Source organism: Novosphingobium ovatum, assembly GCF_009909235.1.
GTDB classification, from domain to species: Bacteria; Pseudomonadota; Alphaproteobacteria; order Sphingomonadales; family Sphingomonadaceae; genus Novosphingobium; species Novosphingobium ovatum.
Map to the genome: position 1 here is coordinate 98,869 of NZ_JAAAPO010000006.1, position 14,541 is coordinate 113,409.

The 14,541-nt window shown below is 66.9% G+C and carries 10 protein-coding genes; 6 read left to right on the forward strand and 4 right to left on the reverse strand.

Annotation, left to right across the window (positions count from 1 at the left end; genetic code table 11):
- Positions 1–83 precede the first annotated feature (83 nt).
- From zwf to GTZ99_RS14800, 6 genes are all read left to right on the forward strand, one after another.
- The gene (gene zwf / locus GTZ99_RS14775; protein WP_161720244.1) at positions 84–1,523 is read left to right on the forward strand and encodes a glucose-6-phosphate dehydrogenase; all 1,440 of its coding nucleotides are present in this window, start codon (positions 84–86) and stop codon (positions 1,521–1,523) included.
- Positions 1,524–1,571: 48 nt separating this feature from the next.
- A complete protein-coding gene (gene edd, locus GTZ99_RS14780; protein WP_161720246.1) occupies positions 1,572–3,401 on the forward strand; it encodes a phosphogluconate dehydratase in 1,830 nt (609 codons plus the stop codon).
- A 17-nt stretch (positions 3,402–3,418) separates the two neighbouring features.
- The gene (locus GTZ99_RS14785) at positions 3,419–4,417 is read left to right on the forward strand and encodes a glucokinase (protein ID WP_161720248.1); all 999 of its coding nucleotides are present in this window, start codon (positions 3,419–3,421) and stop codon (positions 4,415–4,417) included.
- On the forward strand, positions 4,414–5,046 hold the full coding sequence (locus GTZ99_RS14790; RefSeq protein WP_161720250.1) for a bifunctional 4-hydroxy-2-oxoglutarate aldolase/2-dehydro-3-deoxy-phosphogluconate aldolase: 633 nt from the start codon (positions 4,414–4,416) through the stop codon (positions 5,044–5,046). Before GTZ99_RS14785 ends, GTZ99_RS14790 begins: the two co-directional genes overlap by 4 nt.
- A 148-nt stretch (positions 5,047–5,194) precedes the next feature.
- Positions 5,195–7,963: a phosphoenolpyruvate carboxylase gene (locus tag GTZ99_RS14795; RefSeq protein ID WP_161720252.1), complete on the forward strand. Its 2,769-nt coding sequence runs from the start codon at positions 5,195–5,197 to the stop codon at positions 7,961–7,963.
- 132 nt (positions 7,964–8,095) lie between these two features.
- A complete protein-coding gene (locus tag GTZ99_RS14800; RefSeq protein ID WP_227711388.1) occupies positions 8,096–8,866 on the forward strand; it encodes a L,D-transpeptidase family protein in 771 nt (256 codons plus the stop codon).
- Here the strand turns inward: GTZ99_RS14800 and tilS are convergent.
- The 4 genes from tilS to ptsP all read right to left on the reverse strand — a co-directional run bounded on the left by tilS (position 8,863) and on the right by ptsP (position 14,441).
- Entirely contained in the window at positions 8,863–9,831 is a 969-nt protein-coding gene (gene tilS, locus GTZ99_RS14805; RefSeq protein WP_320076694.1) for a tRNA lysidine(34) synthetase TilS, read from the reverse strand. The two genes, GTZ99_RS14800 and tilS, sit on opposite strands and share 4 nt — an antisense overlap.
- The gene (locus GTZ99_RS14810; protein WP_161720254.1) at positions 9,822–10,751 is read right to left on the reverse strand and encodes a tetratricopeptide repeat protein; all 930 of its coding nucleotides are present in this window, start codon (positions 10,749–10,751) and stop codon (positions 9,822–9,824) included. The genes tilS and GTZ99_RS14810 overlap by 10 nt, the downstream gene beginning before the upstream one ends.
- Positions 10,752–10,904: 153 nt before the next feature.
- Complete coding sequence (locus GTZ99_RS14815) at positions 10,905–11,885, reverse strand: helix-turn-helix domain-containing protein (protein WP_227711389.1); 981 nt, start codon at positions 11,883–11,885, stop codon at positions 10,905–10,907.
- A gap of 252 nt (positions 11,886–12,137) precedes the next feature.
- Complete coding sequence (gene ptsP / locus GTZ99_RS14820) at positions 12,138–14,441, reverse strand: phosphoenolpyruvate--protein phosphotransferase (RefSeq protein WP_161720258.1); 2,304 nt, start codon at positions 14,439–14,441, stop codon at positions 12,138–12,140.
- Positions 14,442–14,541 lie beyond the last annotated feature (100 nt).

Here is a 14,541-nt window from a genome sequence, read left to right on the forward strand (position 1 = left end):
ATCATGCCGCAAGGGCGGGCATGCCTGACCGCCAAACCTCGGCACAGGCCGCCGCCCGATGCCAAACATAAAGGGGAGACAACATGAGCTATACAGCAGACCACCTGTTGCTGTTCGGCGCGACAGGTGACCTGTCGCAGCGCATGTTGCTGCCCTCGCTTTGCGCGCTGCACGCCGACAAGCTGGTCAGCGACAAGCTGGCGATTGTCGGCACCGCGCGCTCGGACATGACCGACGAGAGCTTCCGCAACTTTGCCAAAGACGCGCTGGACCGGTTCCTGCCCGCCCATCGCAAGGGAGCGATCGAGGGTTTTTTGCGCCGGTTGAGCTATCAGACGCTGGATGCCAACGAGACGGCCCATTACCACGATCTGGCCGCCAAGGTGCGACCCGATGCCGATGGTCTGGCGATTTTCCTGTCGACCGCGCCCAGCCTGTTCGAGGCGACGATCACAGGTCTGCAGGCTAGCGGTCTGGCGGGCGAACGCACCCGCATCGGTCTGGAAAAGCCGCTGGGGACGTGTCTGGATTCCAGCCGCGTGATCAATGACGCCGTCGCCCGCGCCTTCCCCGAGGAGCAGACCTTCCGCATCGACCATTATCTGGGCAAGGAAACGGTGCAGAACCTGTTGGCGCTGCGCTTTGCCAACATCATGTTCGAGCCTTTGTGGAACGCCGCGCACATCGACCATGTGCAGATCACCGTTGCCGAAACCGTGGGCCTTGAGGGCCGCGTCGGCTTTTACGATGGCGCGGGGGCCCTGCGCGACATGGTGCAGAACCACATGCTGCAATTGCTGGCGCTGGTGGCGATGGAGCCGCCTGCCCAATATGACGCCACCGCCGTGCGCGACGAAAAGGTCAAGGTCTTGCGCTCGCTGCGCATGGTCAGCCCCGAGGAAACCGTGCGCGGCCAGTATGGCGCGGGCGCGATCGATGGCAAGGCGGTGCCCGCCTATGCCAGCGAACTGGGCCAGCCGTCCGACACCGAGACCTTTGTCGCAATCAAGGCGCATATCGACAACTGGCGCTGGAAGGGTGTGCCCTTCTATCTGCGCACGGGCAAGCGGATGACCCGCCGGGTGACCGAGATCGTCATCCAGTTCCGCCCGATCCCGCACTCGATCTTTGCCGGCAAGGGCGCGCGGGCCGAGCCCAACCAACTGGTGATCGGCATCCAGCCCGAAGAAAACATCACCCTGACGCTGATGACCAAGGTGCCGGGGCTGGACCGTGGCGGGGTGCGTTTGCGTCCGGTGCCGCTGGACATCGCGATGGACGATGCCTTTGCCGGGCCGCAGCGCCGGATCGCCTATGAACGGCTGCTGCTGGACCTGATCGAGGGCGACCAGACGCTGTTCGTCCGCCGCGACGAGGTCGAGGCCCAATGGGAGTGGATCGACGCCATCCGCACCGTGTGGGAACAGAACGCCATTACCCCCAAAAGCTATTTCGCCGGCAGTTGGGGCCCTGCGGCCGCCGTGGCGCTGGCCGAACGCGACAACGTCAGCTGGCACGAATGAGGCGGTTCCCCCGCCCGCTTGTCAGCCCAACCCCCGGACACCTTTGACATGACCCAATTGCACTCCACCATCGCCCGCGTCACGGCGCGCATCGCCGCCCGGTCGCGCGACAGCCGCCAACGCTATCTGGACCTGATGGCGCGCGAGGGCGATGCCCATGGCGACCGCTCGTCGTTTGGCTGTTCCAATCTGGCCCACGCCTATGCCGGGGCAGAGAGTGACCAGCCCACCATGGCTTTCACCCGCGCGGCCAATCTGGGCATCATCACCGCCTATAACGACATGCTGTCGGCGCATCAGCCCTATGGCCGCTACCCCGACGCGATGAAGATCTACGCCCGCGAAGTGGGGGCCACCGCGCAGGTCGCCGGCGCCACGCCCGCCATGTGCGATGGCGTGACGCAGGGCTATGCGGGGATGGAACTGTCGCTGTTTTCCCGCGACACCATCGCCATGTCCACCGCTGTTGCCATGAGCCACGCGATGTTCGACGGCATGGCGTTGCTGGGCATATGCGACAAGATCGTGCCGGGTCTGGTGATCGGCGCGCTGCGCTTTGGCCATTTGCCCGCGATTTTTGTGCCGTCCGGCCCCATGCCCAGCGGCATCGCCAACAAGGACAAGCAGAAGACCCGCCAATTGTACGCCGAAGGCAAGGTGGGCCGCGAGGAATTGCTGAAGAGCGAGATGGGCTCCTACCACTCGCCCGGCACCTGCACGTTCTTTGGCACGGCCAATTCCAATCAGATGATGATGGAAATGATGGGCCTGCAATTGCCGGGATCGTCGTTCGTGCCGCCCAACACCCCGCTGCGCAGCGCGCTGACGCGGGCGGCGGTGCACCGGCTGGTGGCGATCACCCGCAAGGGCGCCGATCCGCGCCCGATGGCGCAGATGGTGGACGAACGCGCCATCGTCAACGCCTGCATCGGCCTGCTGGCCACCGGCGGCAGCACCAATCACGCCATCCACCTGCCAGCCATGGCGCGCGCGGCGGGGATCATTCTGGACTGGGGCGATCTGGACGAATTGTCCAGCGTGGTGCCGCTGATCGCGCGGGTCTATCCCAATGGCTCGGGCGATGTGAACCATTTCCACGCCGCGGGCGGCATGGGCTATGTCATCGGCGAATTGCTGAGCGCGGGCCTGTGCCATGGTGACATCCTGACCGTGGCCGATGGCGGCATGGCGGCCTATGCCACCGAGCCGCATCTGGAAGCCGACACGCTCTCCTTCCGTGCCGCGCCCGCCGATCCGTTGGACCCGGCCATGCTGGCCAAGGTCGCCACGCCCTTTGCCCCCGATGGCGGCATGAGGTTGGTGCAGGGCAATCTGGGCCGTGCCACGTTCAAATCCAGCGCCGTCGATCCCTCGCGCTGGACGATCGAGGCCCCCGCCCGCGTGTTCGACACCCAAGAGGACGTGCAGGCCGCGTTCAAGGCGGGCGAACTGGAGCGCGATGTGGTCGTCGTTGTGCGCTTCCAGGGGCCGCGCGCCAATGGCATGCCCGAATTGCACAAGCTGACCGCGCCGCTGGGCGTGTTGCAGGACAAGGGGTTCAAGGTCGCTCTGGTGACCGATGGGCGCATGTCGGGCGCATCGGGCAAGGTGCCCTGTGCCATCCACGCCACGCCCGAAGCGCTGTCGGACGCGGCCGGTCGCCCCGGCCCGCTGGCGCTGGTGCGTGATGGCGATGTGGTGCGGGTTTGCGCCCATTCCGGCACACTGGAGGTGCTGGCCGACCTGTCGGGCCGTGCCGCCGCCGTCCCGCCGCCGCCCGCACAGGGCATGGGGCGCGAACTGTTCGCCATGTATCGCATGGCGGCCGATGGCGCGGAACAGGGCGGCTCGGCGATGCTGGCATTGGCCGGACTTTGAGGATAGACGGCAAACACATGGAACTCGTCTCTGTTGATATTGGCGGCACACATGCCCGTTTCGCGCTGGCTTCGGTCGGGGCGGATGGGGTGGTGCATCTGCAGCCCGAAACCACGCTGCACACCCGCGACCATGCCAGCTTTGAATCGGCATGGGCGCATTTTGCCGAACTGAACGGCGGCGCATTGCCGCGTGCGGTGTCGTTGGCGGTGGCCGCCCCTGTCGGGGGAGAGGCGATCCAGTTCACCAACAACCCATGGGTGATCTATCCGGGGCAGTTGCGTGAACGGCTGAACGTCGATGCGGTCACGCTGATCAATGACTTTGGCGCGGTGGGCCATGCGGTGGCGCGCGCGGGGGATGCGCATTTCATCCATCTGGCCGGGCCGGACGTGGATCTGCCCGCCAATGGCACGATCAGCGTTGTCGGCCCCGGCACGGGTCTGGGCGTGGCGCATGTGTGGCGCGATGCGGCGATGGACGGCGGGCGCGGTTTCTATCACGTCCAATCGACCGAGGGCGGGCATATCGACTTTGCCCCGCTGGACGCGATCGAGGACGCCATTCTGGCCCGCCTGCGCCAGCGCCACCGCCGCGTGTCGGTCGAGCGCGTGGTGGCCGGCCCCGCCATCGTCGACATATACGAAACGCTGGCCGCGCTCGAAGGCCGCCCGTTCACCCCGCTGGATGATCGCACCATCTGGACGCGCGGCACCAGCGCCGAAGGCCGCCAGCAGGACGTGCTGGCCGCCGCGGCGGTTGACCGCTTCTGCCTGTCGCTGGGCAGCGCGGCGGGCGACTATGCGCTGGCCCATGGCGCCAGCGCGGTGGTTATCGCCGGTGGGCTTGGCCTGCGGATCAAGGACACGCTGATGGCCAGCGGCTTTGCCGACCGTTTCCGCGCCAAGGGCCGTTTTGAAAAGCTGATGTCGACCATTCCGGTCCGTCTGATCACCCATCCTCAGCCGGGCCTGTTGGGCGCGGCCGCCGCATTTCACAAGGAACACGCCGCATGACCGCGCCCATCGAAAACATCATGCGCACCGCGCCCGTCATTCCGGTGCTGGTGATTGATGACATCGCCCACGCCCTGCCTCTGGCCGAGGCGCTGGTGGCTGGTGGCCTGAAGGTGCTGGAGGTGACGCTGCGCACCCCTTGCGCGCTGGAGGCGATCCGCGTGATGAAGCAGGTCCCCGGCGCGATCGTCGGCGCTGGCACGGTGCTGAACCCCACCCAACTGGCGCAGGCGATTGATGCCGGCAGCGAATTCATCGTCTCGCCCGGTCTGACGCCGACGCTGGGTCAGGCGGCGGTGGATGCGGGTATCCCCTTCCTGCCGGGCACCGCCAATGCGGGCGACATCATGCTGGGGCTGGACCTTGGCCTCTCGCATTTCAAGTTCTTCCCGGCCGAGGCATCGGGCGGGACCGCCGCGCTGAAGGCCATTGCTGGCCCGTTTGGCGGCATCAGGATCTGCCCCACCGGCGGCATCACGCTGGCCACCGCGCCCAATTATCTGGCGCTGGAACCCGTGCTGTGCGTGGGCGGCAGCTGGATGGTGGGCAAGGACGTGTTTGACGGCGCCAAGGTCGACACCGCCAAGGTCACCGCCGCGGCCGCGGCCGCCGCCGCGCTGGCGCGTTGAACGACAGGGGGCGCCGGTTTTTCGCCCGCGCCCTCTTTCGCACTGCACAATGACAGGTTACGTTTGACCGGCGGGGCATCAGACCCCGGCGGGAGGGAACGTTCGGCCAAAACGCACGGCCTTGCGGCCGTCAGGGAGTACCCATCGCATGAGCCAGATCGCCGCTCTTGATGCCCGTTTGCAGGAACTGCACAGCCGCACCGCCGAAACGCCGCTGTTCAATCCGGTGTTCCAACTGGCGCTGGAAATCTCGCGCAAGATCGAGGGCGGCGAATGGTCGCTGGACCAGATCGAGAATCTGGTGGCCGAACTGGACTGTGAGGGGCTACGCGCCCGCGCCCGCCGCCTGCACCGCCTGATCGAGCCGGTCGAGCCTGACGCCAATCTGCAACGCGTGCGCGCCATGGCCGAAACGGGCGATTTTGCCGGTTTTGCCGCGCGGTGGAGCCGCCCTGTCGCCCATATCGTGTTCACCGCCCACCCCACCTTCCTGCTGGCCAAGGCGCAGGCCGAGGCCGTTGCGCGGGCCGCCAGCACCGGCGATTTTGGCACAACCGCCTGCGCCGCCCCCGCCGCACGCGACACCATCACGCTGGACAGCGAACATGACGCCGCGCTGGCTGCCATCGCTCGTGGCCAAAGCGCGCGGGACCGGCTGAACACCGCGTTGTTTGACACCGCCCGCACCCGCTGGCCCAAGGATTGGCGCCGCCTGTCGCCCAATCCGGTGCGTTTTGCCAGCTGGGTCGGCTATGACATGGACGGGCGGACCGACATCGGATGGAACACCTGCATCCGCTATCGCCTGATGGAAAAAAGCCAGCGGCTGGCCGGATATGCCACCATGCTGGCCGATGCCGCGCCCGATCTGGCCACGCGCCTGTTGTCGGCCAGCGAACGCGCGCAGGAAATGGCCGCGTTGTTTGCCGGTGACATGACCGATCCCGACGCCCTGTCGGCCGCCGCCAACACGCTGACCGCCGATCACCCGGACAAGCTGATCTCGCTGGCGCCCGTGCTGGCCGAGATCGAGGCGATGGCCGCCGGGGCCAGCGATGATGACGCGCAGGCCCTGTTGACTGCCGCGGCCGCGATGCGGGCCGATGGGCTGGGCATGGGCTGGGTGCATTTCCGCGTCAATTCCAGCCAGTTGCAAAACGCCATCCGCCGCCGCATGGATCCCGATGGCACGCTGGATCTGGCCAGTCAGGCCGCCTTGATGAAAATGCGCGAGCTGTTGGCCAATGCCCGCCCGCTGCGCGCCAATTTCGCGGCACTGGCGATCGAGAACAGCACCGCTGTGCGCCTGTTCCTGACCATGGCGCAGATCCTGCACCACATCGACGCCGACAGCCCGATCCGCATGCTGGTGGCAGAATGCGAACAGCCCACCACCGTGCTGGCCGCGCTTTATTTCGCCAAGCTGTTCGGGGTGGAAGACAAGGTGGACGTGTCCCCCCTGTTCGAAACCGAGACCGCGCTGGAGCATGGCGGGCGTTTTCTGGACGCGCTGTTGGCCGAACCTGCCTATCGCACCTATGCCCGCGCGCGGGGGCGGGTGGCGATCCAGACCGGCTTTTCCGACGCGGGCCGCTTTGTCGGGCAGATCCCGGCGGCGCTGGCCATCGAGCGCCTGCAAGGCCGTCTGGCCGAAGCAATGGCCGCCAATGAGCTGTCGGATGTCTCGGCGCTGATTTTCAACACCCATGGCGAAAGCATGGGCCGCGGCGCGCATCCGGCCAGCATGGCCGATCGTCTGGCGTGGCCGCTGTCACCTTGGGCGCGGCGGCGGTTTGTCCGCGCGGGCATCCGGCTGGAACCAGAGGTCAGCTTTCAGGGCGGCGATGGCTATCTGTTCTTTGGCACGGATGCGCTGGCGCTGGCCACCCTCACCCGCTTCATCGAACTCTCGCCCGCCGAAACCGATCCCTATGCGCCGACCGACCCGTTCTATCGCCGCACCGATCTGAGCCTGGACTTTTATCGCGCCATCCGCCGGGTGCAACAGCGCCATCTGAACAGCGGCACCTATTCTCGCGCGGTGACGGCCTTTGGCTTGGGCCTGCTGAACGACACCGGCAGCCGCAAAAGCCGCCGCCAGTCCGACATCGCCGCCGACCGCAACATGTCGCTGCGCCAGATCCGCGCCATCCCGCATAATGCCGTGCTGCAACAGCTGGGCTATCCGGTGAACATCATCGGCGGTTTTGGCACGGCGGCAGATGGCAATATCGAGGCGCTGGCGGGCCTGTTGCGCGACAGCGCGCGCGGGCGGCAACTGGTGCGACTGGTGCGGGCGGCCAACGCGCTGGCCAGCATCAAGACCGTCACCGCCTTTGGCGAGCTGTTCAACAGCGCCTATTGGGCCAGCCGCCCCTATCGCGGCCATGAAGAGCATATCGAGGACGGCTGTCTGGCGCTGGCCGAATATCTGACCAGCGATGACCGTGCGGGCGTGTTCCGCCGCCTGTCCACGCGCCTGCGGGTGGACGCGATGAAGCTCCACCGCCTGTTGGCGCTGATCCCCGACGAAGCCCCCCTGCCCGACCGCGAGCATACCCGCCGCATGATCGGGGTGTTGCAGGCTCTGCGTCTTGCGTTGTTCCAGCATATGTTCCTGCGGGTGGTGATGGTGCCGCAATTCAGCCGCGCCAACGACATCGCGCGCGAGGACGTGCTGGAGATGGTGTTCACCCTGCGCGTGGACGAAGCCTTAAGCCAATTGCGCCGCGCCTTCCCCACCAGTTTCCCCAGCCTGACCGATTTCCATGTCGAGGAACCGGCCGACTATCCGGACGAGGCGGCCACCGGCTATAGCGCGATCCGCCGCGACTATATCGAGCCGATCGAACGCGCCTATGGTCTGGCGCTGCGCATCGGCACGGCCATCGCCAACGAATTCGGCGCCCACGGCTGAGGCCCGCGCAAAGGCGGCACTGTCCCACACTGGGACGGCGCCGCCGACTCGCTTGGCCAAAGGTTAACGGCGCGGTAACCATCTGACTTAACCATTCAGATGGAGGCGTGCGCCCCCGCACGCATTGCGCCGATGACCACCTATGCCCCCAATGATGCGCCGCCGATATCGCCCGTGCAGATGGCGCGATTGGGCATTCTGACGGTGGGCGCGGTGGCCACGGCGCTGGGCGGCATCGCCCTGATCCGCGCGGACGAGCGGCTGGGCACGGCGCATCTGTCATGGGCCGAATTGCGCGCCCACCGCCCCGATCTCGTGCTGGAAGACGCACCCGGCGCACCGATCGCGGACGACGAGGCCACCTCCATCGCCAACCGCGCCCCCGGCGAAGGCGAGGACGCCCCCGCCCCCCGCTCCACCGCCAGCCCGTTCTCGGTGGACCGCTCGTTGGTGGTCAAACGCATCCTGCCGATCAGCGGCGCGATCAAATATGGCGAATGGCATTGGGACGAAAGCGGCGTGCCCGAAGGCCCGATCGTCATCGCCGTGGATCTTCAGGCCCGCGTCCTGTCGATCTTTCGCGGCGGGTACGAGATTGGCGCCGCGGCTGTGCTGCTGGGCACACAGGACAAACCCACCCCGCTGGGCGTCTTTCCCATCAGCCAAAAGAACAAGGACCACGTCTCCAGCCTGTATGACGCGCCGATGCCATACATGATGCGGCTGACCAATGACGGCATATCAATCCATGCGTCCAACGTGCGCAATGGCTATGCCAGCCACGGCTGCATCGGCGTGCCCCTGCCCTTTGCGCAAAAGCTGTTCGCCGCCGCCCGTCTGGGCGACAAGGTGTTCATCACCCGGGGCAAGAAAATCACGCTGGGCGACGCGCTGGTGGATTAAGCGGGCGGCGTCCGACGTTTGGGCGCCCGGACAAAGCTGAACGCGCCGGGCATCGGCCGCACGATCAGATCGCCAATCGGCGCGGGCTGGCGCGCCATCAACAGGTCAAAGGCGCGGGCCAGTACGCTGCCGCGCGGTGCCTCTCCGGTGATGTCGCACACCACCCGTGCCATGACGCGCAGGGCAATCGCGCGCGGGGCAACGGGGCGATAGATCACGCCCAAGCCTTCGCGCTGCACGCGGGCGCGGTATTCCATGTCGGCGGCCCAATCCAGAGCGGCATCGGCATCGGCCAGATGGCCCGCCGCACGGCTCCACGCGGGTACGTCGATCCAGTCGGCATCAGCCAGCGCCCCGCGCACCCGCACGCGGTCAAAGGCCGGATTGCGGTTGCTGGGATCATCCACCGCCGCCACACCAGCCTGAGCCACCACCGCCGCCAATTCCGCCCGCCGCCAATGCAGCACCGGGCGCACCAGCAACAAATCAGCCCCCGGCACGGGCGCGCGGTCACGCACCCCGGCCAGCCCCGCCACGCCACTGGCCCGGTTCAACCGCATTACCAGCGTTTCTGCCTGATCATCGGAATGATGTGCGGTGGCCAGCGCGGCGATGCCCTGCGCCTCCATCCACTGCGCCAACGCGGCGTAACGCGCGGCGCGGGCCTCGGCCTGCATATTGCCATCGGCCACGGTGATCGTCAGCGTGGCGTGCGGCACACCGATCCGCGCGCACAAATCGGCCACCATCGCCGCCTCGGCCGCGCTGTCGGCGCGCAACCCATGGTCCACGGTGGCCGCCCGCACCGCGCCGGGCCGTGCCTGCGCCGCCATCAGCAACAGCGCCAGACTGTCCGGCCCGCCCGATACCGCCACGCCCAGAATGGCCTGCGCGTCCGCGTCCCCTTCGGGCCAGACGCGCGCCAAGTCTTGCGCAAAACGCTCGATCACGTGGCTCAGTTGCACTTCACCTGCGTGCGCACCTCGTCATACTGGCCCTTCAGTCGGCCAGTCGCCTCAGGCTGGTAATGGTCGGCAAATTCGGCCAGCGCGATGCAGGCGCGGTTGGTGTCCTTGATCCGCACCATCGTGTCGGCCAACAGCAGCAGGCTGTCGGACGCGCGGGCCCCGCGACGGTCGGCGCGATAGTTCTGGGCAAACCACAGCGCGGCGTCATTCGGCCTGCCATCGTCCAGCAGTGCCCGGCCCAGCAGGTTGCGGGCAAAGCTGATGCGCTTGTGGTTGGGGTAACGGTCGACAAACAGCTTCAACTGCTGCGCCGCCTCGGGATAGAACTTGGCCTCCCACAGCTTGTAGCCATAGGTGTATTCGTCCTCACCGACGTCCCCTGTGTCGGGCTTGACGATCGCCTTGACCGCCGCGACGCGCGCCGCCGACGGCTTGGCCACAGGGCCAGCGGGCGCAGGCTTGGGCGCGGCCAAAGGCTTGAGCGGGGCGGGTTGCGGCGCCGGCAAAGGTTGCGCGACCGGGGCAGGCTGGGGCTGGATCACCGGCTGTTGCGCGGCAACGGCGGCAGCGCGCGCCTCGGCCATGCGGACGCGGTTGGACAATTCCTCGACCTGCGCGGTCAGGCGGGCATTTTGGGCCTCCATCGCGTCCATGCGGGTCAACAGATCGGTGACGGCGGTGGTGGCGGGGGCCGGTGCCGGGCCGCCGCCCTGTTGCGCATCGCGCGGAAAGAATTGCGGATCGCCGCCGGGGAACACCTGACGCTGCAACGCCTTGACCTCAGCCTCGATCTTGCGCAGGCGCAGGTCCAAACTGTTGCCATCCTGCGCCAGCGCCGGGATCCCCGCCAGTGAGCCAACGCCCACCAGCGCGATCATCGCCACGCCTGCCTTATGCCAAAGCCGCAGTTCCTTCATGCTGTCACAGCTCCACTTGCCGGACGGGCCGCGTGACAAGACGCAAGGGCCGGTCCGTCTATCGCATTAACGGCTGATAAAGATGCCACAGGGCCGCCCTTCCTGTCGAGCGAGCCCCGTTCCTAAATGGTGGAATATCGCCCAGCCGAGCCCTTATTCAGCCGCAGGGACGGCCGGGGCCGCCACCACAGGCGTGGCTGCCGGCGCCGGGGTGGCGCTGGCGGTCACACGCGGCTTGGGCTTGGGCCGAGGCTTTGGCTTGGCCGCAGGGCTGGCGCTGGGCGTGGGCGCGGCGCCGGGGATCGGCGCGGCGCCACTGGCGGTAACCACAGGCGCGGCGCTGGCGGCCGCACTGGGCGCGGCCGAGGCCACCGCGGCCGCAGCAGCGGCGCTCGCGCGGGCCAGCAACGCCTGCGCCGACACCGGCACATCGCGGATCATTTCAGACTTGTCCGACAGATGCGGGATCACCTGACCGCCCACGGTAATGTCGATCACATCCGGGCGCCCGGTACGGATCAACGGCGCGGGCGCGTCTGACGGCAGGGTAAAGCTCTCGCCCTTGGTCATCAGCTTTTCCAGATAGACCGTCCCGGCCTGATCATAGATCCGCACCCAGATGTTGTCGTCCTGCGCCGTGAAGACCACCGGCCCGGCTGGCTGCGTCGCGGCCACGCTGGGCAGCGCGCTCACGGCCGCGCTGGCCGTCTCGTCCGGCAACAGCGAGGGCAACCCGGCGGCACCGGGCAGCGTGCTTTGCCACCAAGCGAAACCGCCGATGCCCACCACCAGCGCCACCGCGCCCGCGATCATGGCGAAACGCGCGCTGGGCACGCGGGCCGGATCACCGGGGGCAAAGGCAGGCGCGGTCGGCAGATCGGCCAATGGCGCGGCGCCACGATAATCGGCCGACATCGCCCGCACGATCGTCTCTTCGTCCAGCCCAACCTGACGGGCATAGGAACGCGCGAAACCCACCGCATAAGTACGCCCCGGCAGGCTGGCGAAATCGCCCGCTTCCAGCGCGATCAGGTGGCGTTCGGGAATGCGGGTTGCGGCGGCAATGTCCGTCACACTCAACCCCAAAGCCTGCCGCGCAGCCACCAGTTTGCCGCTGGCCGTTGAGGGTGTCATCTGCACGTCCGTATCGTCCCCGCCCATAATAATCCCAATGCCCGGTTTGCGTCCCCGAACGGGACACAAAGGGATAAGCACATAAAAGTCAACAGTCTTGCGGCGGTTGCGTCGTTGCGGCCGCACAAACCGCGCGCAGGTGCAGCGTGGGTGCGGAAATCGTTTCCAGCAACAATGCAACAGCCCCCATCACCCCCGGCCAGTGAGGCGAAACGGGGGCGGCGAAAACACTCTTTGGACGAACGGCGCGAATCAGTCGGCCAACAGGTCGCGCTCGACCGCCCATGCCATCAGCGTGCCGCGCATGTCGGCGGGCGGATTGGCCAGCCATCCAGCCATCGCGGCGGTGATCTCGGGCAGGTTGACCTTGCTCACCAGCGCCTTGGTCGGCCCGACCGAGGCAGGCGTGATCGACAACTGCCGGATGCCCAGCCCCAGCAAGGCCAAAGCCTCGAGCTGACGCCCCCCCATTTCACCGCACACCGTCATCGGCACGTTATGGGCATGCCCTTCGGCGGCGATGCGGCGGATAAAGCGCAAGATGGCGGGCGAAAGCCAGTCATAGCGCTCGGCCAGCTTGGGATGGGAACGGTCGGCCGCCAACAGGAACTGCGTCAGGTCATTGGTGCCGATCGACAGGAACGACAGTTTGGGCAACAGGATGTCCAGCACCTCTGCCAGCGCGGGCACTTCCAGCATCGCGCCATATTTCACCGCCTCGGGCAAAGCCTTCTTCAGGTTGCGCATATGGGCGATCTGGCCCTCGAACACGGCCTTGGCCGCGTCAAACTCCCAAGGCTCGGAAATCATCGGGAACATGACGTGCAGCGTGCGTCCCGCCGCCGCCTCCAGCAGCGCGCGGGCCTGCACCTTGAGCAAGCCGTCCCGCTCCAGCGCCACGCGCAGCGCGCGCCAGCCCATCGCCGGGTTTTCCTCGTGGTCCTCACCATCGTGACGCAGATAGGGCAGCGATTTGTCGCCACCGATATCAACCGTGCGAAAGATCACCGGCTTGGCCCCGGCCGAATCCATAACCTCGCGATAGAGGCGCGTCTGCCGCTCGCGGCTGGGCAGCGTGGCCGAGACCAGAAACTGGAACTCAGTCCGGAACAGGCCCACGCCATCCGCACCCGTCAGTTGCAGATTGGGCATATCCTCACGCAGGCCGGCGTTGATATTGACGACAATCCGCGTGCCATCGGCCGTCACCGGCTGAACTTCACGCAAGGCGGCATAGGTCGCCTGCCGCTCCCTGGTCTTGGCAAAGCGTTCGTCAAAGGCGATCGCCATGTCGCGCGTCGGCCGCACGAACAGCAATTGCTGATCCGCGTCCAGCAACAGCGGATCGCCCTCACGCACGATGCCGCGCAGGCTCTTGACCCGGCCCAGCACCGGAATGCCCATCGCCCGCGCGACGATCACCACATGCGCCGTAAGCGAGCCTTCCTCCAGCACCACGCCCTTCAGGCGGCGCTTGTCATATTCCAGCAGTTCGGCCGGCCCCAGATTGCGGGCGATCAGGATCGCGTCAGACCGCAGCCCCATGCTGGCCGCCGTGCCCAACTGGCCCGAAACGATGCGCAACAGGCGGTTCGACAGATCCTCCAGATCATGCATCCGGTCGGCCAACAGCGGATCGTCGATCTGGCGCATGCGCATGCGGGTGCGCTGCTGCACACGCTCGATCGCGGCCTCGGCGGTCAGGCCGCTGTCGATCGCCTCGTTGATCCGGCGGCTCCAGCCTTCGTCATAGGCGAACATCTTGTACGTCTCGAGCACTTCCTCATGCTCGCCACCCACGCCAAACTCGGCTTGGCCTGCCATGCGGTCGATCTGCTCGCGCATTTTGTCAAAGGCCATATATACGCGCTGACGCTCGGCCTCGGTGTCCTCGGCCATGACGTGTTCGATGGTGATGCGCGGCTGGTGGAACACCGCCACGCCGCTGGCCAGCCCCTTGACCAGCGTCAGGCCGCGCAACTGCTCCGGCCCGGTCTGGGCGGCGGTCAGGCCCAGCGCCTCTTCCTCGTCCACCAGTTCGGCATTGGCGATCAGTTCGGACAGCACCATGGCCACCGTCTGCAACGCCTCGATCTCCACCTCTTCGTACCGGCGGGGATCGACATGCTGCACACAGACCACCCCGACACAGCGTTCGCGCCGCACAATGGGCACGCCCGCGAACGAGTGGAACTTGTCCTCGCCCGTTTCGGGGCGGTACGAGAAATCAGGGTGCGCGGCAGCTTCGGCCAGGTTCAGCATTTCCGCCTTGGCGGCGATGGTGCCGACCAACCCTTCGCCGATGGCCATGCGGGTGACGTGGACCGCCTCCTGCGCCAACCCGCGCGTGGCGAACAGTTCCAGCATCCCCTCGCGCAGCAGGTAGATCGAGCACACCTCGCTATCGAGACTTTCGCCGATCACCTCGACCACGGTGTTCAGTTTGGCCTGCGCATGGCTGCGCGATGCCATCACCTCATGCAGGCGGGTCAGGATGGTGCGGGCGGCCTTGACCGCGCTGGAAGTGGTGGTCGGGCCCAGAGGTGCGTTGGTCATGCCCCATGGGTTAGCCCATGTTGCGCGCTTTGCAAACGCGCCAGCAAGGGCAAGCACATCCGAATTCGCCCCAGGAAAACGTTTTTTCTGTCGATGATGG

Excerpts from the sequence above, each read along its gene's own strand:
- ptsP (WP_161720258.1), bottom strand. The coding sequence starts at position 14,441 with ATGACCAACGCACCTCTGGGCCCGACCACCACTTCCAGCGCGGTCAAG.
- edd (WP_161720246.1), top strand. The coding sequence starts at position 1,572 with ATGACCCAATTGCACTCCACCATCGCCCGCGTCACGGCGCGCATCGCC.
- GTZ99_RS14800 (WP_227711388.1), top strand. The coding sequence starts at position 8,096 with ATGACCACCTATGCCCCCAATGATGCGCCGCCGATATCGCCCGTGCAG.
- GTZ99_RS14810 (WP_161720254.1), bottom strand. The coding sequence starts at position 10,751 with ATGAAGGAACTGCGGCTTTGGCATAAGGCAGGCGTGGCGATGATCGCG.
- zwf (WP_161720244.1), top strand. The coding sequence starts at position 84 with ATGAGCTATACAGCAGACCACCTGTTGCTGTTCGGCGCGACAGGTGAC.
- GTZ99_RS14815 (WP_227711389.1), bottom strand. The coding sequence starts at position 11,885 with ATGACACCCTCAACGGCCAGCGGCAAACTGGTGGCTGCGCGGCAGGCT.
- GTZ99_RS14790 (WP_161720250.1), top strand. The coding sequence starts at position 4,414 with ATGACCGCGCCCATCGAAAACATCATGCGCACCGCGCCCGTCATTCCG.
- GTZ99_RS14785 (WP_161720248.1), top strand. The coding sequence starts at position 3,419 with ATGGAACTCGTCTCTGTTGATATTGGCGGCACACATGCCCGTTTCGCG.
- GTZ99_RS14795 (WP_161720252.1), top strand. The coding sequence starts at position 5,195 with ATGAGCCAGATCGCCGCTCTTGATGCCCGTTTGCAGGAACTGCACAGC.